Source organism: Novispirillum itersonii subsp. itersonii ATCC 12639, from assembly GCF_000381985.1.
GTDB classification, from domain to species: Bacteria; Pseudomonadota; Alphaproteobacteria; order Rhodospirillales; family Rhodospirillaceae; genus Novispirillum; species Novispirillum itersonii.
On sequence record NZ_KB907337.1, the window covers coordinates 508,084 to 529,076 of the forward strand.

Genomic DNA, 20,993 nt, shown 5'->3' on the forward strand with positions numbered 1-20,993 from the left:
TGGGAAGAAGGGGCCAGCGTTCTCAGGCGTCGACCAGAATGTCGGTGTACAGTTCCGACGGATCCGGTTCCGGGCTGTTCTGCGAGAACTCGGCAGCTTCGGTGACGATCACCTTCACCTCGCGGTCGATCTCCTTCAGACCGGCTTCATCGATCGCGTTCAGCTCCAGCAGCTTGGACTTCAGCTGGTCGATCGGGTCATGCTCGGTCCGCATCTTGGAGACTTCTTCCTTGCTGCGGTACTTGGCCGGGTCAGACATGGAATGACCACGGTAACGGTAGGTGTTGGCTTCCAGAATATACGGGCCCTTGCCGGAGCGGGCATGCTCGGCGGCCTCAAGGGCGGCGTCGCGCACGGTCAGCACGTCCATACCGTCAACCGGGGCCCCCGGAATGCCGTAGGCGGTGCCGCGCTGGTACAGGGCGGTGGAGGCCGAGGCGCGCTCGACACTGGTGCCCATGCCGTACTTGTTGTTTTCGATCACATAGACCACCGGGAGCTTCCACAGCGCGGCCATGTTGAAGGATTCATAAACCTGCCCCTGGTTGACCGCACCGTCACCCATGTAGGCAAAACAGACGCCGCCGTCGCCGGAGTACTGATGGGCAAAGCCCAGACCGGTGCCCAGCGGAATCTGCGCGCCGACGATGCCGTGACCGCCGAAGAAGCCCTTCTCCAGCGAGAACATGTGCATCGAGCCGCCCTTCCCCTTGGAATAGCCGCCGATGCGGCCGGTCAGCTCGGCCATCACACCCTTCGGGTCCATACCACAGGCCAGCATATGGCCATGGTCACGGTAGCTGGTGATGACGGTGTCAACACCGTCAAGCGCTGCGGCCTGCATGCCGACAACCACCGCTTCCTGCCCGATGTACAGGTGGCAGAAGCCACCGATCAGGCCCATGCCATAAAGCTGCCCCGCCTTTTCTTCAAAGCGGCGGATCAGCAGCATGTCGCGGTAGTAGCGGACCAGCTCTTCAGTATCCGGCACTTCGGAAGATTTTGCGGAACGGGGTTTGCGACGGGGTGTGGTAGCCATGGTCCCTCCGTATCTGGGGGCTTGAGACTCAACGACAGCGTCCGGCGGGGAGCCCGCGGCGGACAGGATCTGGATGGCCCGGCTTTCTCAGCAGACAGAGACCCCGACAGGCTTGCATTAAAAGACGGAGGATCGGTCCGAAGACGCGGTGATCCCGGTCAGGGCGAGCGTAACGGGGCAAGCCTGCTCCAGCAGGTGCCAACACCGTCACAGTATGCGAACCGGCGTCGGTTGCAAGTCAGAAAATGCAGCTAAGTGCTTGTATCGCAATGCACAATAATATTTTAACCGCTTTTTGGTTAAAGCGTGAAAAACCAACACTTTCCGCAAAAACCTACCCGCAGGCGAAGTAATTTTATATCCATATGGAAACCAGATCAGAAACTTATGCACAATAATCTGTGCAGTGCGGAAATTTTTATGAAAATCCTCAATCGCATCCACACAGACAGAAAAAAAACAAAACCCCGCCGTGTGGAGCGGGGTTTTAAAGATCTTCAGCGGCCCCCGAAACGGGCGGTCGAATCACGGGGTGTCTTTTTCTGCCCCGGCGTCAGGCGGCAGCAGGATCACTTTTTCACCCGGATAGCCCATATTCAGCATCACCCGGGCGCGTTCTTCCAGAATATCGGGGTCCATCGCTTCCGGCTGCATCAGCGACACCCGGTTTTCAAGATCCTTCCGGCGGGCGGCCACGGTCTGGTGCAGGGCTTCTGCCTTGGTGATTTCCTGCCGGAGCTGCCACCAGGCGAACAGGCCACGGTCACCCTGCACGGCGTGAAACAGGAAATATGCGACCCCAGCGGCCCCCAGCAGGGGCCCCAGCGCAGTTTGCATCCAGCGGCGGATCAGGTCATAGCTCATGGGGTCAGAGGATCACGGATACAGCCCGCCGGTCAAGCCCAACCTGCGGCCTGTCAACGCCCCGCCCCCCAGACCTCCACCGTAAGGTGAGACACCCCACCCAGTGCGGCAAGCCGCCGGTGTACTGCCTGTACCACCTGCTCCCCCTGCCCAGCCTGTACGGCGACAGAGACCGCACAGGCGTGGTCATCAGCCCCGACGCGCCACAGGTGAAAATCATGGATCGCCTGCACGCCGTCCACAGCAGCAATGCTCTGACGGCAGTTTTCTACTAGTAGAGGATTGTCATCCGCAGTATCCAGCAACGCCGCCCCGGCATCGCGCAGCAGGCCCCACGCCCACACCAGCACCAGAGCAGCCCCGATGATGCCCATCAGCGGATCCATCCACGTCAGCCCCCAGACCTTACCGCCGAGAAGAGCAATAATTGCCAGAACCGACGTCGCCGCATCCGCCATCACGTGGGCATAGGCGGACCGGAGATTGATATCGCCCGCCCCCTGATGATGATCATGATTATGATGATGGTCATGATGATGAGTGTGATCATGATGGTGATGGTGATGGTGCCCGGAGCCGGGACGGGACAGGATCCAGCCGCACAGCAGATTGACCAGCAGCCCCGTCACTGCGACCGCCATCGCCTGATCGTAAAGCACCACATCCGGGCTCATCACCTTTTCGACGGACTGCACCGCCATCCCCAGCGCCACCGCCAGCAGCAGCAGGGCGCTGGTATAACCGCCCAGCACCTCAATCTTCCATGCCCCGAAAGCAAAGCGCCCCGATCCGGCAAAGCGCCGGGCCAGAGCGTAGGCCAGCGCGGATATCCCCAGCGCGATGGCATGGCTGCCCATGTGCCAGCCGTCGGCAAGCACAGCCATCGACCCGGTCAGGGTGCCGCCCACAATCTCCGCCACCATGGTGGCGACGGTCAGGCCCAGTGCCCAGCGGGTCGCCCGCTCCGCCAGCGGAGTTCCTGCCGGAGCCGGATGGTGATGGAGCCTCTTGTCGAAAAGCTGTTCTGTCTGCATGGTACGGGTCCGGAGTATGTCGAAATATACTATACCCCAGTATCCTATAACACAGAGACCGTCAAGCGATGCCCCATACCGTCAAAGACCAAAAGAAGCTGCTGGCCCGCGTCCGCCGGATCAAGGGACAGACAGAAGGCCTTGAGCGGGCGCTGGAAGCCGGGACTGACTGCTCGGCAATCCTGCAGCAGATTGCCGCCATCCGGGGGGCCGTCAACGGCCTGATGGCTGAAGTGCTGGAAGGCCACATGCGTGACCATCTGGGGGCGGAAGACCGCACGCCCCAACAGCGCCACGACGATCTGGAGCAGGTGGTCTCCGTCCTGCGGTCTTATCTGAAGTAAAATCCGGCCCCAGATACTCCCCGGGGTATACAACATACCCCCGGGGAGTACCCGATGGTCATCGCGGGCGCTGAAATAGCTGCCGCGCCTGTTCTGCCGCCTGTCGCCCGGTACAGCCGGGCACATGGTCGTTAATCAGCCCCATCGCCTGCATAAAGGCATAGACCGTGGTCGGCCCGACAAAGGCCCAGCCCCGCTTTTTAAGATCCTTTGACAGCGCGACGGAAGCCGGAGACGTGCTTTGCGTCTGGGGCTCCCCCAGATCCTCCGCCTTCGGCTCAAACCGCCAGATATACGCGGCCAGTGACCCCTCTGCCTTCACCAGCTCACAGGCGCGGCGGGCATTGTTGATCACCGCCTCGATCTTACCGCGATGACGGACAATCCCGGCATCGGCCAGCAGGCGGGCGACGTCTTCTTCCGTGAAGGCGGCAACCTTCTGAAAATCAAAACCGTGGAAGGCCGCACGGAAGTTTTCCCGCTTGGCGAGGATGGTCCGCCAACTCAGGCCGGACTGAAAACTTTCAAGGCACAGCTTTTCAAACAACCGCCTGTCATCCCCGACCGGGAACCCCCATTCACGGTCGTGATAGTCAAAAAACTCCGGGGCGGCGGCGCACCACCGGCAGCGCGGCAGCCCATCCGGCCCTGCCACCGTCCGCTCCGGCAGACTGGCCGTGTTCTCGTTATGGTCCATCTATCCTCACTCCCTGCCCGAGGACTCTTTACGCCAGCATGGCACACCTCTCCGGCTCCGGCAATTCGGGATGAGAACAAAACAAAAACAAAATACCCATTACCCATAAGAAAACCCGCCCCGGTTTCCCGGTGCGGGCTCTCTCTTCTCAGCGAAAAGCGGATCAGGCGGCGCGGCGCCGCAGCTCTTCCAGCGATGCAACCCGGGTTGAGGTCAGCACCACATCATCACTGACACAGACCCATTTTGCTGACGCACAGCCGTTGAAACGGGTGGACAGGGCCGAGGAATAGGCCCCAAGACGCCCGATCTCGATCCAGTCACCTTCCCGGATATCATCAGCCAGCCAGAACGGGCCCGGCATGGTATCAACGGTGTCGCAGGTCGGGCCGAACAGATCAAAACCGGCCAGCGGCCCGGTGGCCTGCCCTTCATCCTCCGGGCGCACCACCTGCATCGGGAAGCAGTTGCCGAGATATTTCAGCTCGGCGAGAGACCCATAGGTACCGTCATTGATATACAGCTTACTGCCCCGGCGCAGCTCCACACGGGCAATCACCGAAACCGCATCGGCGACCAGCGCCCGGCCCGGCTCGCATTGCAGGCGGCAGGTTTCCGGCAGGCCGATGCGCTTGCAGCCCGATACAATGGCGGCAACAAAGGCAGCAAACTCGGGCTCCTCGCCGGTGTAGTAGCCGGGGAATCCCCCGCCGACATCCAGCACATCCAGCAACACTCCGGCCTGACGGATCACCGTCCCGCACAGGTCGATGGCATGGGCGAAAGCGGCGGTGTCCACGCACTGCGACCCGACATGGAAGGTCAGGCCGGTGCGGTTGCCGCTGGCGGCGACACTTTTCAGCAGGGCCGAGGCTTCCGCCGGGGTCGCGCCGAATTTGCCGTGCAGCGACATCATCGCGTTGCGGTTGGGAATTTCCAGCCGTACCGACACGGTCATGTCCGCCGCGTTTTCGGTGACATCAAGGATCTTGTCAAGCTCGTCGGGGTGATCGACCACAAAGGACCGGACCCCATGGACAAAATACGCCTCGGCTATCGCATCCCGGCTTTTAACCGGGTGCATGAAGTGGCATTCCGCATCGGCGTAACGGTCAGAAACCTGCCGCACTTCGGCAATGGTGGCGGTGTCAAAATGACGGACACCCCCGGCATACAGCGCATCCAGCACCGGCTGACCGGCGTTGCACTTAACCGCATACAACACATCACCGGGAAAAGCCGCGATCATCCGCTGTGCGTTCTGCTCCAGAACGCCGGGGCGGACACACAGGACGGGATCCCGGGGACGAAGAGTGTTTACAACTTCCTGCGCGGAAGTGAACACTGGGCTCATGGCTCCTACTCCCAACCAAACCGGACCGGCGGGTTTATGGCCCCGCAAGGCACAAATTCGATCGAAGAGCCGGTCGCCGTGCGTGCTCTGCATGGAGAAACCTCTCCATGGGCCGATGAGCAGCCGTGCTTAGGGCAATCTTTCGAGGGGGTGTATATGCCCAACCCCTGCCCCCGGGTAAAGCCCTAAATACAGTTTTCACATGTTTTTAACCGGAATGGCATGATCCGGGCCCGGCAGACGGAACTTCGTTGCGCCATCTGCCGGGGCGCCATCTGCCGGGGCGCCATCTGCCGGGGCACCATCATCAGGATAACGTTATCGGGGTAACGTTATAAGGGTAACGCTATCAGGGCAGCAGCCGTTCAATCCATGCCGGCAGGGCGAAAGAGGCGGTATGCAGGGCCGGGGTATAGTGATCGGTGACGATGCCGGACCGGGCGAACCGTTCCGCCACCACAGCCGGACCGGTGGTGCCAAGGCGGGTCCCCTTCGATGCCCACGTCAGGGCCATATAGCCGCCGACATAGGTGGGGGTCACGGTCAGATAGACACCGCTGTAGGGGAACACCGCCTGCAGCTGGCGCAGGGTATCCGTCAGTTCTTCCGGCTGAAGCAGCGGCGCGCCATTCTGGAAGACCACCACACCGGTATCGGTCAGGGAATCCCGCAGCAGTTCGTAAAATTCGGTCTGGAACAGCACTTCCGCCGGGCCGACCGGATCGGGACGGTCGGCGACGATCACATCATAGCGGCTGCGGTTTTCCGCCTGCTTCATAAAGGCAAAGGCATCCTGCAGGTGCAGGCGGAAGCGCGGATGATCAAAAGCCCCGTTGTTGACGTGGGCAAAATGGGTCTTGCAGGCGGCAACAACGGCGGCGTCGATTTCGCACATCTCCACCTCGACCCCGTCATGCTTCAGGGCCTCCTCCGCCACCGCACCGTCACCGCCGCCGACAATAAACACCCGCTTCGGCGCGGCCTGTTCAAACAGCGGCACATGGGTCAGCATTTCCGAATAGCTGGCCTCGTCGCGGGCGGTGATCTGCACCACCCCGTCCAGCGCCATGGTACGGCCCATCCGCACACTGTCGAAAATCTGGATATGCTGATACTCCGACCGTTCATCGACCAGCATGCCGCCGTCGATGTCCAGCGACTGGGCATAGCCGGGGTGCAGGGTTTCGGTAAAGCGGGCGGTCATGGCGGCCTCCTCAGTCCGGGAATATGAGAGATCAGGGGGGATGTCGGGGGGAATGGAATGTATCAGGCGGAGTAAGGCCGGTCTCAGCCTTCACCGATCAGCCAGCGGGCCGTCCAGCGGGCGCCGGGTTCCTGCCCCAGCACATCGGTCAGCCACGGCATTACCGTTTCTGCTGCCTTCAGCACACCCCACGGCGGGTTGATGAAGGCAAAGCCGCAACCGTTCAGCTTATCGGCCCAGCGTGGCGGGCGGATCATCAGGTCCAGCGCCCAGGCGGAAGTCACGCCATCGGCGGCCAGACCGGCCAGCGCATCATGAAACGCCGCGGTCGCCGCCGGATCTTTAATCGGATACCAGACAGCATAGCTGCCGCTGGCCCAACGCTTCACCGCACCGCGCAGGGCACGGATAATCACCTCGATTTCATCGGTCCGCTCAAACGGCGGATCAATCAGCACCAGCCCGCGCCGCTCCGGTGGCGGCACCTGCCCTTTCAGGGTGGCGTAACCGTCGGCATTCTCCACCCGCACCCCGCCGAAGCGGCGCAGGTTATGATCCAGCGCCGGGGCATCCTCGGGGTGCAGCTCGCAGGCGATCAGGCGGTCTTTCTGGCGCAGGGCCTTTGCTTCCAGCCACGGTGAGCCGGGATACCAGCGCAGCCCACCATCCGGGTTAAGATCGCGGATGGCCTGCACATAGGGCTTCAGCAGATCGGGCAGATCATCCCGGGCGATCAGGCGGCCGATCCCCTGCTCCCACTCTCCGGTTTTTCCGGCCTGCGTTCCGGCCAGATCGTACAGGCCGATCCCGGCATGGGTATCCACCACCACAAAGGGCTTATCCTTGGCGCGCAGGGTTTCCAGCGCCATCATCAGAAAAGCATGTTTGAACACGTCGGCAAAATTGCCTGCGTGGAAGGCGTGGCGGTAATTCATCGGGGACCGTCGTTGTCAGGAGGGGGCCGGAGCGGAACAGGCCGTATCCGTCTGCCCCCTGCTTTACCTGCTCCGGCCCGGCAAGACAAGGGGCTGCTGGATGGCTGCTCCGGCAGAGGATTTCAGCCCGGCCAGCCAACCGGCGTCAGCCCGGCCATACAGACAGACCGGTCAGGGCCTGCCGCAGCACCTGACGGCCACGGAACAGCACCATTTCCTTCCAGTCAGGGGTATCGGGGTAAAAAGCGCGGCGGATCCGCTTCTTCACCGCCTGCACATCGGGGTCATACCAGTCCAGCGTCTGTTCGCCCCGGGCAACGCGGGCATGCAGCCAGTGATCGGCCCGCAGCGCCCCGAACACATCATCAAAGGGATAGGTCCCGAATTCCAGCGTCAGCATACAGCCGTGATCTTCGATGACCTCATGCCAGAAATAGTCTGCCAGCCCCCGCTTGGGGCCAGAGGTTGAGGTGCCAAGAAACGCCTCGGTCACACTCTGGCCGAACCAGCGGCGGGCCAGCCAGGCCGACCGCCCTTCCGGCTGGTGATCACTGATCAGCTCGCCATACCCGAACGGGCCAAGGCCGGTATGCAGGTCAATCACACACAGCGCCGCCCGCCCGGCGAGATCGTAGTCCTGCGCAATGGTTTCCAGCGTGCGGCGCGACCATGTCGGGGCATCACCGCCATAAAACAGCCCCAAAGGATGGGTGTACTGACCGCTGGTCAACGCATTCTCATAGGCCCGCTGCCCATGCAGCAGTCTGTAACGGTCCAGCGCATCCTGCGCCTCGAACACCGGCTCACCGATCAGTGCATCGGGGATCAGCGCATCAGCCAGCTCGGCATACCCTTCATCGCCCGGCAGGGGAGCAGAAAAATCGACGAAATTGCGGTTAAGGTCGATGCCGTCTTCGGTCGTGCGCCGCAGCCACGCAAACCCCCACGGATTGATGGCATGCACCAGCAGCACCGCACAGCCATCAGGCAGGATCGACGGCCCTTTGCCCAGCAGCCAGTCAGTCTGCACCGCCGATCCGGCGAACCCTTCAGCCCCGTGGGTCCCGGAGATCACCACCAGCACCCGGCGGGCGGCGCGGGGGCCAATCCACACGGTGTCACAGGCCAAAGCCTCGGCCAGCGGGCCGGTCAGCGGATGGCGGTGATGGGTCGCAGTCGCCCCCTGCCCGTCAACGGCGAACAGAAAATCACGCCGGGCCTGTGCGTAATCGTCGGCGAAGGCCGCCAGCGATGCGGTGTAATAAAGGTTGTCCGCACGGGCATCAGACAGCATTCACGTCATCTCCGTCAGCAGGTCGGCAACAGCGGCAGGCCCGGCCGCAGGGCGACCGGCAGGCAACTCTTTCATTAACCGTCAGATCCAGAACGAAGAGTATCGGTAAATCTGCATAGCCTCCCCGCTTCAGACGCTTACCGCCACCGTTTCAGGCTTTACGCCCGCAACCCGACGGCATACTTTGGATACATTATGAATTCTGCCTTTCTGTCCGTCATCGCCGTCGTCCTTGGGGTTACCCTGCTACAGGGGGCCAATGGTGTGCTGACCGCCCTTTTACCCCTGCGGATGGTGGGAGAAGGGATGGGGGCCATCAGCGTCGGCGTCATGGCCACCGGCTATTCGGTCGGGTTTCTGGCCGGATGCCTGATGGCCCCGACGCTGGTGCGGGCCGTCGGCCACATCCGCGCCTATGCCATTGCCGCTGCCGCCCTGTCGGTGATGGTGCTGTCTTTCGCCATCGCCGTCGATGCCGCCCTGTGGACAGCCCTGCGCAGTGTCACCGGGGTCTGTATGGCCGTCCTCTATACCGTTGCTGACAGCTGGATCACCGACCGGGCACCGCCCGCCCAGCGGGGCCGGGTGCTGTCGCTGTATCTGGTCGCCACCAAGGTCGCCCTGATCGGCGGGCCGCTGCTGCTGGCGGTGACCCCGGTTGCCGGTCCCGGCCCGATGATGGTGATGGCGGCCCTGATCTCTCTGTCGATGATCCCGGTGGCCTCCACCCGGTCGAGCAGCCCGACCCTGCCGGATTCCCGGCCGATGGGCTTGCCGTCCCTGTTCCGTATTGCTCCGGCGGCGGTGACCGGGGCCTTTGCCGCCGGGCTGACCAATACCGCCACCATCAATATTGTTCCGGCCTGGGGGGCACAGATCGGCCTGACCACGGTCTATTCCGCCGGGCTTCTGGCCGCGATTCAGGTCGGCAGCCTGCTGGGGCAGTGGCCGCTGGGCTGGCTGTCTGACCGCACCGACCGCCGCCGGGTGATTGTTTATGCCACCATCGCCGCCGCGCTGGCCTGTCTGCTCACCGCAGCCCTGCCGCTGCTGTGGCCGGGGGCGCCGGGGTGGATGGCGTGGATCCTGCTCGGCCTGTGGGCGGCGGGGTCGATGTCGGTCTATTCCATCTGTGTCGCCCATGCCGGAGACCGCTGCCAGCCCGAACAGATCGTGCCCGCCACCAGCGGTCTGCTGCTGTCGTGGGCGGTCGGTTCCGCCGCCGGGCCGACACTGGCCAGCGTGACCATGCAGGCGCTGGGCCCGTCGGGCCTGTTTGTCTATTCCGGTGCTGTCGCCATTCTGGTGGCAGGCTTCACCCAGTGGCGACTCCGGCGCCGGGCTGCACCGTTACCGGAAGACCGCAACAGCTTTGTCGCCATGCCGACCGCCAGCCCGATCGTGGCGGAGTTAAATCCGTCAAAACAGAGTGATGACAGAAAATCCTAACGCTTTTCCATCACAACATCCCCTTACGTCACCCTTCTGACGCTTGACAGGTTTTCCTGCCCTATGGCGCACTTTGTGACAGGTCACGTCAAGATGACCTGTTCCACCACAGGGAGAGTGCCCGGCCAATCTGCCCGGCACACCGTCAGAATAAGGACACAGCCATGATCATGGCATCCTGCGCCACCGCCCGGCGCGGCCTGTTCGCCGCCTGCACGGCCTTCGCCATCGGGGTTTCGGCCCTGTCCGCCGCCCCGGCGCTTGCCGCTGACCCCGCCGCCGGAACCTGGCGCTATACCGTCTTCCGCGATGGATCGCCGATCGGCGACCATTCGATCAGTTTCGCCCCGGCGGGCGACCAGCTTCAGGTGGATATCAAGACCGATATCGCGGTGAAGATTGCGTTCGTCACCGCTTTCCGGTTTGAGCATTCCTCCCACGAGGTATGGAAAGGCGGCAGACTGCAATCCCTGACCGCCAGCACCAACGACGACGGCAAACAGCATACCGTCACCGCCAAAGCAGACGGCACCTCTCTGGCCGTGACCGCTGACGGCGCCACCTCGTCCCGCCCGGCGGAAACGCTGGTCCACAATCAATGGAACATGGATAACCTGAAAGCCCCGGTGCTGCTGTCAGCCTTTGACGGCACCGACTACAAGGTCAGTTCCAGCGGCCCGCAGACAGAAACGGTAGAGATCGGCAGCCGCAGCTTCAGCGCCCGCAAATACACTGTCAGCGGTGATCTGGTCCGCACATTCTGGTTTGATGACCAGAACCGCCTGCTGAAAGTGGCCTTTGAATCCCGGGGCTCCAACGTGGTCTACGAACTGAAGCCGTAAGACAGAACGGCGACCTGCGGAGAACGGCGTTCCCCCGCCCGCAGGCCGCCCCGTTTTGTTTGCGGCTGCCTTAAATCCCCGGCCCGAGGGCCCGGGCCCGTTGCACCGCAGCCTGCCGCGCCGTGGCCGCCAGTGGCACCAGCCCCAGTTCCGGCAGGCGACCCTCGGGCCCGATCATCGGGTCTGACAGGTAGGTGGAGACAAAACGCCCCAGCCCCGGGGTCCGGCTGAAGTGCGCCCCTTTGACATACAGGTACAGGGTCCGCACCAGCGGATAACTGCGGTCAGACAGGGTTGCCGCCGTCGGGGTGATGCCGTTGAGCGTCGCCGCCTTAAGGCCCCGGTGCTGGTCCAGCACCTGATAGCCGATAATGCCGACCGCTTTCGGGTTAGACAGCAGGCGGCGCGACAGCATCTCGTCAGACTCACCGGCATGAATATACACGCCGTCTTCGCGCAGCTTTTCGCAGGTGGCAAGACGCTCCTTCAGGGGCTGGGCCGCCATTGCCGGGTCTTCATGGCAGGCCACATCCAAAATCATCCCCAGCAGGGCATCATGGGTCCCCGAGGTCGGCGGCGGGCCATAGACCTGAATTGGCAGATCCGGCAGCGCCGGATCAATCTGCCGCCATGTGCGGTAGGGGTTGGCGACCAGCCTGCCATCCACCGGCACTTTTGCCGCCAGTGCCAGCCAGAGATGCCGCAGCGACAGCGGGTAAGACGGGGCCTCTGCCGCCATCGCGACAATCACGCCGCCGGTGCCCAGCGGCAGGGCTTCCGGCAGCTCCACCCCATTTTCGGCACAGCGGCGCTCTTCCGCCCCGGTCATCGGGCGGGAGGCCATCGCCACATCGGGGGTGTCAGAGCCGACCCCGGCACAGAACAGCTTAAAGCCGCCGCCGGTGCCGGTGCTTTCCACCACCGGGGCCGGATAACGGGTGCCTTTCCCGAAGCGTTCCGCCACATCGGTGGTCATGGTGTAGAGGCTGGACGACCCGACGATCCGGATCGCCGGAATACGCAGATCATCCGCCCGTGCCGCCTGCGGCATCAGCGTCAGGACGGCAGACAGGCATATCGCGGCAGACATCAGAGAACGCGGCACCACAGGAAAAGACATCATCCGACACAGCTCATCAGAGAACAGGCACGCCGTGCGCCTGCAAAGGCCCCCGACTATGGCGCACGGAGTGCGTTCCTTCAAGAAAAACTCACCACGGCAGTGGGGAAACACCGATCACCGGCTGATGGGCATGAAGCAGCAGGCCATACAGCAGCGCCGCAGCCAGCAGGGCCAGCAGCAGCGGGCGGCGCGGCCGCAGGGCTGACGGCAGGGCCAGAAGATTCAGGCGCGGGGCCGCGGCAGCCAGCGGCAACCACACCGCATCCCCCAGACGGCGGCGGCGGCGCAGATCCATCATCGCCATCCCCCCCAGCGCCAGCCCCCCCATCAGACCGAACAGGATCAGACTGGCGACGTCACCATTCGCCACCCCGTGCAGACCGGCCCACAGGGCCAGCCCCAGCAGTACCGGGTGCCGCGACAGCCGCAGCAACGGCGGGACCTGCGTTGTCAGACCGGTCTGGCCGGTCTGACCGGATGCAGACCGCCGCAGGGTCAGCGATAACGGGTTCGGCGTCGCCAGCCCGGCACTGACCAACAGACAGACCACCGGCATCCCCAGCAGCGGCACCCAGTGCAGACGGGGATCAGGCCCCCACAGGCCGATATAGGGTGCCTGCCGGTACGCCACCCCGATCCAGACGATCAGCAGCAGCGACAGGGCGGAATAGGCCAGCATGTAGGCCGGTTTTCCGATCCGGCGGATCAATGCGGCCCGCACCGGCGGCGATGCCGGAAGGCTATGGGCGGCGATAAAGACCAGAACGGCCAGCACCAGCGGGGTCATGGCGGCTTCCTGCATCAGTCAGAACAGATCCCCGGTCCGGACTCTGCGGGGTGGCAACCGCCGGGCCGGGACAAACACCCTACCCCTCACCCTAAACCCGGCCTTGACCGTCATCAAGGTGACCGGCGCGCCACTGCCGCAGGCTGAAGGTCACTTTTGGTTCTGTCTGTACAGGTCCCTCCGCCATGCCTGCCTCTGCCCGCGTTTACACCGCTGACCGCCGCCCGTCGCTGACCGCTTTTCTCAGCGGCGGGTTCCGCCCGTTTTTTCTGGCTGCCGGACTGCATGCCGCAGTTTCGCTGATTTTCTGGCTGGTGTGGCTGGGGGTGCACCATGCCGGGGGCACCTTCGTCACCCTGTCGGTCAGCCCGCCCCCCTACATCTGGCACGCCCATGAGATGCTGTTCGGGTTTGCCGGGGCCGCTGTCGGCGGCTTTCTGCTGACCGCCGTGCCCAACTGGACCGGTCATCGTCCGGTTGCGGGTCTGCGGCTGGCAGCGCTGGTGTGGCTGTGGCTGGCCGGGCGGATCGCCTTATGGGCGTCGGCAGCACTGCCGGGCCCGGTGGTCGCCGGGCTGGACCTGCTGTTTCTGCCCGCGCTGGTCACCACCCTTGCCGGGCCGGTGATCCGCAGTGGCAAACGCCAGAACATGGCGGTGATTGCCGTCATCGCCCTGCTGTGGGTGGCACAGATCCTCAGCCATCTCGGCATGGCCGGAATCCTGACGGATGGTGGACGGGCGGGCCGCCTGATGGCGCTGGATGTGCTGACCCTGCTGATGACCGTCATCGGCGGGCGGATCACCCCGGCCTTTTCCCGCAACTGGCTGTCAGCCCAGGGGCTGCCGCTGCCCCCGGCGGTGCCGATGGTCCCGTGGACTCCGGCAGCCCTGACCGGCATTCTGATTGTTCTGGCCGGGGACCTGAGCGCCCAGCCGATGCTGACCGCCGCCGGTGCATTGCTGGCCGCCGTCGCGCTGCTGGTGCGGCTGGCCCTGTGGCAGGGCTGGCGGGTGCGGTCAGAGCCGCTGCTGCTGGTGCTGCATCTCGGGGCCCTGTGGCTGGGGGTCGGTTACCTTCTGCGCGGTCTGGCCGCCCTTTCCTTCCTGCCCGAAGCCGCATCGCTGCACGCCCTGACCACCGGGGCCGCCGGAACACTGGTGCTGGGGGTGATGTGCCGGGCTGCCCTTGGCCATACCGGCCGGGCCCTCAGCAGTTCCCCCGGCCTGACCTCGGCCTTTGCGCTGGTGTCACTGGCAGCGCTGCTGCGGGTGGTCGTGCCGGTTGCCCTGCCCGGTTTTTATATGGAAGGCATGCTGGTGGCCGGGGCTGCCTGGGTGGCCGCCTTTGTGCTGTACGTCATCCACTTTCTGCCGATCCTGACCACTCCGCGTTAAGCCTGCCCTCCTGTTTTCTGTTTCTGTCTGGCCCGCCGCTGCGGGGGCTGCTTCATCTCCCGCAGCAGGAACCGGGCCGGAGACACTGCGGCGAACAGGTCCTCCTCCAGCGGCAGGGGCTGACCGGCGCACAGTGCCGCCAGTGTTTCCGCCATCAGCGCCGCCGTCTGGAACCCGCGTGACCCCAGCGCCCCCAGCACGTACAGGCCCGGCACCCATTCCGCCGCCGGATAGCGCGAGACCGGCCAGCCATGATGCAGGCCATCATACATCTGGCGCCAGCGGACGGCATCAAACAGCGGGCCGACCACCGGCATATGGTCGGCGATGGTCGCCCGCAGGCTGGACCGGCTGGCCACAACCGGACGCCCGGCCCACGGCACCGACAACGGCACCTTGTCTTCCGCCACCTGCATGTTGCGGGCGTCATCGGCATCGGTCGTCCCGTCCCACCCCGGGCGACGCGGGTCACCCCAGCGGTCATAGGTTGCCCCCAGCACCCGCAGGCCCGGCAGCGCGGCCCGGGGCGACAGATACCCGCCGAAGGACAGTGCCCCGGCGGGCAGATCACCGGCATCGCTGATCAGGGTGATCTGCCCCCGGTTGGACCGGATCGGCACCTCAGCCTGCGGCCACAGCAGCGGCGTTATCGCCCCGGCGGCCAGCACCACCGCATCAAAGACCGGCCCGGCGGCCAGACCGGCGGCGATACCCTCCGCTTCCAGCCGCCAGCCGCCGTCAACCGGGGTCAGGCCGGTCACATCCGCCGTTATCAGCGGGATGTCGCCACGCAGGGCGGTGCAGACAGCCGGCGGATGCAGCGCCCCGGCATCGGGCATCCACAGCCCGCCCCGGCTGCCGTACAGTCCGGTCAGGTCCCCGGCCTGCGCGGCATCGACCCAATAACCGATATCTTCCGGCAGCGCCGCCGCCAGCGCTTTCAGATGGTCTTCATCCGCCTGTTCCCGCGCGACCGTCAGGATGCCGGGGAAGAAGGCGACCGCCTCCCCCAGATCTCCTAGTAGACGCTTCATGTGCCGGAATGACGCCCCATAGAAGCGGGCGTGAACACCGCCGTCCAGCGTCACCCGGGGCTTCAGCAGGCCGCAGGGATTGCCGGAGCCTTCCCGCCCCTCCTGCCCGTGGCGGTCAACCAGCAGCGGATCAAACCCGGCACGGCGGAGGGCGCGGGCAGCGGCACACCCGGCCACCCCGGCCCCGATCACCGCAATCCGCGCCCCCGGCGGCAGGGCGGGCGGCAGGGCCAGCCACGGCAGACCGGCCTTCTGCTCCGGGGGGGCCTCCAGCACTGCCGACAGGCATTCCCGCTTATAGCCAAAGCCCTTGCGCCGCTGGACCGTAAACCCAAGGGCCTGAAGATCCCGCCGGACCTGACCGGCGGCAGTAAAGGTCGCCAGCCGTGCCCCCGGGGCCGACAGCGCCGCCACCCGGTGCAGCACCGGCGCGGCCCACATGTCGGGGTTTTTCGACGGGGCAAATCCGTCAAGAAACCATGTATCCACCCGCGCCATCAGCCCCGACAGCATCGGCAGAACCGGCCCGAACAGCAGCAGAAGCCGCACCCGCCCGCCGTCAAAGCTAAGGCTATGGACCCCCGGAACCGGCGCGGGCCACTGGCGGATCAGTTCCTCCGCCAGACCACTCAGGGCCGGAAACAGCGCCAGCGCCCGCCTCAGGTCATCCTGCCGCAGCGGAAACCCCTCCACCGAGCAATACGACAGGTGCCCGCAGCGCTGCGGGTCAGCCCGCCAGGCCTGCCATGTCAGCAGAAAGTTAAGCCCGGTACCAAAGCCGGTTTCCGCCACCGTCCAGCGGCCCCGCCCCTGCCATGCCTGTGGCAGACCGGCACCGTCAAGAAAGACATAGCGGCTTTCCGCCATGCCATCACCGACGCTGAAATAGACATCGCCAAACACCCCGGATCGCGGGGTTCCGTCCTCCGCCCAGTTCAGCACCGGGCTGCTCAGATCTCGGGTGTCCATATCCTCGGGTTCCGCTGCACAGAAAAAGGGGCCCCCGAACCAGCCGGAGGCCCCTTTCTCTTACTCTCTGATCCGCCTCAGGGAAAGGGGATCAGGCCGCCACCCACCAGTACAGGAACACAAACAGGAAGACCCACACCACATCCACAAAATGCCAGTACCATTCCGCAAACTCGAACCCCAGATGCCTGTCGCCGTCGAAATGACCGCGCAGGGCCCGCAGGGTCATCACGCTGAGCATGCAGACCCCGACGAAGACATGAAACCCATGGAACCCCGTCGCCATATAAAATACAGACGGATAAATCCCATCGCGGAACCGGAAGGCCAGATGGCCGTATTCAATGGCCTGCAACACCAGAAAACACACCCCCAGCGCCACTGTCAGCGCCAGCCCCCCGACCAGCCGCCCCCGCTGCCCGCTGGCAATCCCCCCGCGCGCCCACATCAGCACCACACCGGAGGTCAGCAGGATCAGGGTGTTGATCAGCGGCAGCCCGAACGCATCGGCGGTTTCAATCCCCGCCGGGGGCCAGACCCCCTGCGTGACCGGGCCGATATGCAGGGCGTTATGAAAATAAGCCCAGAAGAAGGCGACGAAGAACATCACCTCTGACCCGATGAACAGCCCCATCCCCATCCGCAGGCCGGTCCGCACCGGCCCGGTATGCGCCCGGTCGATCCGGCTTTCACGGATCACATCGCGCCACCACAGCAGCATCGTCAGCAGCACCAGCCCGACCCCGGCCAGCATCAGCCACGGCGGGCTGCCATGAAAATACTGCACGGCCCCGACGGCCAGCACAAAGGCCCCCAGAGACCCCAGCGCGGGCCACGGGCTGGGGGCGATAATATGGAAAGGGTGCTTGCGGACACCGGCTGTACTCATGGTCGGGTCTCCCCTGTCTGCGGCCCGGCCTGACGGGCCGGGGATCAGCTTTTCTTTTCGAAAAAGGTGTAAGACAGCGTCACCGTGCGCACATCATTGACCAGCGGGTCGGTCAGCAGGGCCGGATCAATGAAAAACTGCACCGGCATATCCGCCGTCTGCCCCGGCTGGAGGGTCTGTTCGGTAAAACAGAAACACTCAATCTTATTAAAGTACTGCGCGGCCTTCATCGGGGTAACGTTGAAGGTGGCGGTGCCGGTCACCGGCCTGCTGCCGGTATTGGTGGCCCGGTACACCGCCAGCACCGGCTCCCCCGCGAACAGGGCAAGCTGCGGATGCTCCGGGGTAAAGTGCCAGGGCATTCCCCCCGCGACGTTGGCGTCAAACCGCACGGTCAGGCGCACCTGCGCCGCCTGACCGCCGACCCCGATGTAGGCCATGGTCTGAGGGCCGGTTTTCGGGGTTCCTTCCAGCCCGGTCACTGCACAGATCAGTCGGTACAGCGGAACGGCGGCGAAGGAAACCCCGATCATCCCCAGGGCCAGCCCGGCGAACAGAAGCGCGATACGGCCATTGCTGCGGCCACGACCTACGGTCTGCATGACAGGCCCCTTTCACCATCCCCTCAGGATCGTTGCAGATTCATACTGTCAAACTCATACCCTCAGTGAGGCGCTGTTGACGCCAGAACCGGCGGCTCTTCAAAGCAGTGTTCCGGCGGCGGGCTGGGCAGGGTCCATTCCAGCGTGGTTGCCCCCTCGCCCCACGGGTTGGCCGCCACCGGCCGCCCGGCGGCAAAGGTCCGCCAGACCACCAGCAGGAAAACCAGCGCCCCGGCGGCTGAGATATAGGCCCCGACCGATGACACCAGATTCCACCCGGCAAAGGCATCGGGGTAATCCGGGATCCGGCGCGGCATGCCCGACAGGCCGAGGAAGTGCTGCGGGAAGAAGGTCAGGTTGACCCCGGTGAACATGATCCAGAACTGGATCTGACCAAGGCGTTCCGGGTATTCACGCCCCGACATCTTGCCGATCCAGTAATAAAACCCGCCGAACATGGCAAACAGCGCCCCCAGCGACAGCACATAATGGAAGTGCGCGACCACGTAATAGGTGTCATGCAGGGCAATATCGACCCCGGCATTGGCCAGCACCACCCCGGTCACACCGCCGATGGTGAACAGAAAGATAAAGCCGACGGCATACAGCATCGGGGTCTTAAAGGTGATCGACCCGCCCCACATGGTGGCAATCCACGAAAACACCTTGATCCCGGTCGGCACGGCAATGCACAGGGTGGCAGCCAGAAAGTAGGCCCGGGTGTTGACATCCAGACCCGTTGAATACATGTGGTGGGCCCATACCACAAAACCGATACCGCCGATCGACACCATCGCATAGGCCATGCCGAGATAGCCGAACACCGGCTTGCGCGAAAAGGTCGAGATGATATGGCTGATGATCCCGAAAGCAGGCAGGATCATGATGTACACTTCCGGGTGACCGAAGAACCAGAACAGGTGCTGATACAGCATCGGGTCTCCGCCGCCTGCCGGATCAAAGAAAGTGGTGCCGAAATTACGGTCGGTCAGCAGCATGGTCAGGGCCCCGGCCAGCACCGGCAGGCTGAACACCAGCAGAAAAGCCGTCACCAGCATCGACCACACAAACAGCGGCATACGGTGCAGGGTCATGCCCGGGGCCCGCATATTGATGATGGTGACCAGAAAGTTGATCGCCCCCAGCACCGACCCCACCCCGGCGATATGCAGGGCCAGAATGCCCAGATCAACGGCGGAATCCCCCATATGCCCCAGCGTGGACAGCGGCGGATACATCGTCCAGCCGGTGCCCGGCCCCAGTCCGGTCAGGCCCGACATCACCAGCAGCACAAAGGCCGGCGGCAACAGCCAGAAGCTGATGTTGTTCATGCGCGGAAAGGCCATGTCCGGCGCGCCGATCATCAGCGGTACGAACCAGTTGCCAAACCCGCCGATCAGTGCCGGCATGACCACGAAAAAGATCATGATCAGCCCGTGCGAGGTGACAAACACGTTGTACCGCTGAAAATCATCGCTGAAAAACTGCACACCGGGGGTTTGCAGCTCCATGCGGATCAGCACTGACATGGCCGCACCGATGACCCCGGCCACCACCGCAAACACCAGATACAGGGTGCCGATATCTTTATGATTGGTGGAATACAGCCACCGCCGCCAGCCCGTCACCCGTGGGGGATGACCGGCATGGGCTTCCTCATGATGCGTGGCGCTGTGCATGACCGTTCCTTTCCCTCTTGTCCGCCGGGGCCCCGGGGCTGGCTTATGGCTTCAGAAATGCCAGAAGGCTGCCGCCGCCGGTGCCAAGGCGGGCCTGCGTCTTTTCCACCCAGATCTTAAAGTCCTGATCACTGACCGCCCGCACCGCAATCGGCATAAAGCCGTGATTGACCCCGCACAGCTCAGAACACTGGCCGTAATACGTGCCGGGGCGGTCAGCGCGGATCCAGGTTTCGTTCAGGCGACCGGGCATGCTGTCCGTCTTGACCCCCAGGGCCGGAACCGCCCACGCATGGATCACGTCCTGCGATGTCATCACCACCCGCACCGTGGCCCCGACCGGAATCACCACCTCGTTATCCACCGCCAGCAGGCGCGGATCATTGGGCCCCAGCGAGGCCTCATCCTTCATGAAGCTGTCAAAGGCGAGATTGTGATCAGGGTATTCGTATGACCAGTACCACTGGTGCCCGGTGACCTTCAGGGTCAGATCGGCTTCGCTGGTACGGTCCATGTAATACAGCAGCTTGAAGGACGGCACCGCGATCACCAGCAGAATCAGCACCGGGATCGCCGTCCAGGCCACTTCCAGCGCCGTATTATGGCTGAACGTGCGCGGCACCGGGTTCGCACGGGCGTTGAACCGGACAATTACAACCGCCAGCAGCAGCAGAACGAACACAACCACACCGATCATCACCAGCGTGATGTAATCGTGCAGGGCCGTTATCCGTTCCATCACCGGCGATGCGGCCTTCTGAAACGTGACCTGCCATGGCTGCGGCTGCCCGTCGGACAGTGCCGGAGAACTGCTGAGGGCCAGCAGCAGCGCCACCATCCCGGAGGTCAGCCCGCCACGGATCAGAACCGCAGCGGCATGGGTCAGTCCATCAGCGTGTCTCATGGCATCTTTTCTCCCCGGCACAGATCTTTCCGGCGGCGGCTGTGCCGGAAAAACCGGCCCAGCCCCCTTTTGCCCAAAGGCGACGGCAGGGAAAGCGATGTGCGGATCCGCAGGCTTCACCCGACCGTCGGAGAAACGCAGCAAGCCATTGATGTTTCAGAAAAAATTTCAGTGATCTGCCCGACCCCACAGCATTCAGGGGGCATGTCAGACACTCTCGACACCGGCCCTGCGGCTGAAAGCACCCTAAGCTTTTCAAGGCAGAGAGTTTTCTTCAGTCAGGCGGGATCTCTTGGGTCAGACAATGCTCCGGTCTGCAGCCAGTCATTTCATCTTGCATAACGATTATGGGTTTATTGTCCGGGACTTGGCAATAGACAACAAAATCAGTCTGCTTTTTCCACCAGTATTGTTGCGGATTTTCGCAGTCGCAGTGAAAATATCTGATTGAAATGCTTTACTATACATTCCGGCATCAGCGCATCCGCAAAACCGGAAGGCATGCCGTACCGGAATACCAATCCGCCCGACTCCCCCGCCCACAACGGAACAG

Annotated in this window: 19 protein-coding genes; 4 read left to right on the forward strand and 15 right to left on the reverse strand. The window is 63.8% G+C overall.

Features of this window, described 5'->3' with window-relative positions; genetic code table 11:
* Positions 1-22: 22 nt before the first annotated feature.
* The 3 genes from pdhA to dmeF form a co-directional block, all read right to left on the reverse strand.
* The gene (gene pdhA, locus G365_RS0102370; RefSeq protein WP_026345025.1) at positions 23-1,039 is read right to left on the reverse strand and encodes a pyruvate dehydrogenase (acetyl-transferring) E1 component subunit alpha; all 1,017 of its coding nucleotides are present in this window, start codon (positions 1,037-1,039) and stop codon (positions 23-25) included.
* Between the two features lie 525 nt (positions 1,040-1,564).
* On the reverse strand, positions 1,565-1,903 hold the full coding sequence (locus tag G365_RS19955; protein ID WP_019643900.1) for an FtsB family cell division protein: 339 nt from the start codon (positions 1,901-1,903) through the stop codon (positions 1,565-1,567).
* A gap of 53 nt (positions 1,904-1,956) precedes the next feature.
* Positions 1,957-2,937 carry a CDF family Co(II)/Ni(II) efflux transporter DmeF gene (gene dmeF / locus G365_RS0102380; RefSeq protein WP_019643901.1) on the reverse strand — a complete coding sequence of 327 codons (981 nt, stop codon included), beginning with the start codon at positions 2,935-2,937 and terminating at the stop codon, positions 1,957-1,959.
* 68 nt (positions 2,938-3,005) lie between these two features.
* Here dmeF and G365_RS0102385 point away from each other — a divergent pair, with 68 nt between their 5' ends.
* On the forward strand, positions 3,006-3,281 hold the full coding sequence (locus tag G365_RS0102385) for a metal/formaldehyde-sensitive transcriptional repressor (protein WP_019643902.1): 276 nt from the start codon (positions 3,006-3,008) through the stop codon (positions 3,279-3,281).
* 58 nt (positions 3,282-3,339) lie between these two features.
* Here the strand turns inward: G365_RS0102385 and G365_RS0102390 are convergent, their stop codons facing one another.
* From G365_RS0102390 to G365_RS0102410, 5 genes are all read right to left on the reverse strand, one after another.
* The gene (locus tag G365_RS0102390) at positions 3,340-3,978 is read right to left on the reverse strand and encodes a DNA-3-methyladenine glycosylase I (RefSeq protein ID WP_019643903.1); all 639 of its coding nucleotides are present in this window, start codon (positions 3,976-3,978) and stop codon (positions 3,340-3,342) included.
* A gap of 163 nt (positions 3,979-4,141) precedes the next feature.
* Positions 4,142-5,332: a type III PLP-dependent enzyme gene (locus tag G365_RS0102395; protein WP_026345028.1), complete on the reverse strand. Its 1,191-nt coding sequence runs from the start codon at positions 5,330-5,332 to the stop codon at positions 4,142-4,144.
* A gap of 349 nt (positions 5,333-5,681) precedes the next feature.
* Positions 5,682-6,536, reverse strand: a complete 855-nt coding sequence (speE, locus tag G365_RS0102400) for a polyamine aminopropyltransferase (RefSeq protein ID WP_019643905.1) — start codon at positions 6,534-6,536, stop codon at positions 5,682-5,684.
* Positions 6,537-6,619: 83 nt separating this feature from the next.
* Positions 6,620-7,471, reverse strand: a complete 852-nt coding sequence (locus G365_RS0102405; protein ID WP_019643906.1) for a 23S rRNA (adenine(2030)-N(6))-methyltransferase RlmJ — start codon at positions 7,469-7,471, stop codon at positions 6,620-6,622.
* Positions 7,472-7,616: 145 nt separating this feature from the next.
* Complete coding sequence (locus tag G365_RS0102410) at positions 7,617-8,765, reverse strand: M14 family metallopeptidase (protein ID WP_019643907.1); 1,149 nt, start codon at positions 8,763-8,765, stop codon at positions 7,617-7,619.
* A gap of 195 nt (positions 8,766-8,960) precedes the next feature.
* Between G365_RS0102410 and G365_RS0102415 the strand changes: the two genes are divergently transcribed.
* Positions 8,961-10,214, forward strand: a complete 1,254-nt coding sequence (locus G365_RS0102415) for an MFS transporter (RefSeq protein WP_019643908.1) — start codon at positions 8,961-8,963, stop codon at positions 10,212-10,214.
* 164 nt (positions 10,215-10,378) lie between these two features.
* Complete coding sequence (locus tag G365_RS22585) at positions 10,379-11,056, forward strand: DUF6134 family protein (protein WP_019643909.1); 678 nt, start codon at positions 10,379-10,381, stop codon at positions 11,054-11,056.
* A gap of 70 nt (positions 11,057-11,126) precedes the next feature.
* Here G365_RS22585 and G365_RS0102425 read toward each other — a convergent pair whose 3' ends face one another.
* Positions 11,127-12,179 (reverse strand): substrate-binding domain-containing protein, encoded by a 1,053-nt coding sequence (locus G365_RS0102425; protein ID WP_019643910.1) that lies wholly within the window; start codon positions 12,177-12,179, stop codon positions 11,127-11,129.
* An 88-nt stretch (positions 12,180-12,267) separates the two neighbouring features.
* Positions 12,268-12,981, reverse strand: coding sequence for an NnrU family protein (locus tag G365_RS0102430; protein WP_019643911.1), 714 nt, complete (start codon positions 12,979-12,981; stop codon positions 12,268-12,270).
* Positions 12,982-13,151: 170 nt separating this feature from the next.
* On the opposite strand from G365_RS0102430, the gene G365_RS0102435 reads away from it, so the two are divergent.
* Complete coding sequence (locus G365_RS0102435; RefSeq protein WP_019643912.1) at positions 13,152-14,363, forward strand: NnrS family protein; 1,212 nt, start codon at positions 13,152-13,154, stop codon at positions 14,361-14,363.
* Here G365_RS0102435 and mnmC read toward each other — a convergent pair.
* The 5 genes from mnmC to coxB all read right to left on the reverse strand — a co-directional run bounded on the left by mnmC (position 14,360) and on the right by coxB (position 20,440).
* Complete coding sequence (gene mnmC, locus G365_RS19965; RefSeq protein WP_019643913.1) at positions 14,360-16,366, reverse strand: bifunctional tRNA (5-methylaminomethyl-2-thiouridine)(34)-methyltransferase MnmD/FAD-dependent 5-carboxymethylaminomethyl-2-thiouridine(34) oxidoreductase MnmC; 2,007 nt, start codon at positions 16,364-16,366, stop codon at positions 14,360-14,362. The two genes, G365_RS0102435 and mnmC, sit on opposite strands and share 4 nt — an antisense overlap.
* A 91-nt stretch (positions 16,367-16,457) precedes the next feature.
* Positions 16,458-17,255: a cytochrome c oxidase subunit 3 gene (locus G365_RS0102445; protein ID WP_019643914.1), complete on the reverse strand. Its 798-nt coding sequence runs from the start codon at positions 17,253-17,255 to the stop codon at positions 16,458-16,460.
* 44 nt (positions 17,256-17,299) lie between these two features.
* Complete coding sequence (locus tag G365_RS0102450) at positions 17,300-17,857, reverse strand: cytochrome c oxidase assembly protein (RefSeq protein WP_019643915.1); 558 nt, start codon at positions 17,855-17,857, stop codon at positions 17,300-17,302.
* 62 nt (positions 17,858-17,919) lie between these two features.
* Entirely contained in the window at positions 17,920-19,536 is a 1,617-nt protein-coding gene (gene ctaD, locus G365_RS0102455; RefSeq protein WP_019643916.1) for a cytochrome c oxidase subunit I, read from the reverse strand.
* A 43-nt stretch (positions 19,537-19,579) separates the two neighbouring features.
* Positions 19,580-20,440, reverse strand: coding sequence for a cytochrome c oxidase subunit II (gene coxB, locus G365_RS0102460; protein WP_019643917.1), 861 nt, complete (start codon positions 20,438-20,440; stop codon positions 19,580-19,582).
* Positions 20,441-20,993: the final 553 nt, after the last annotated feature.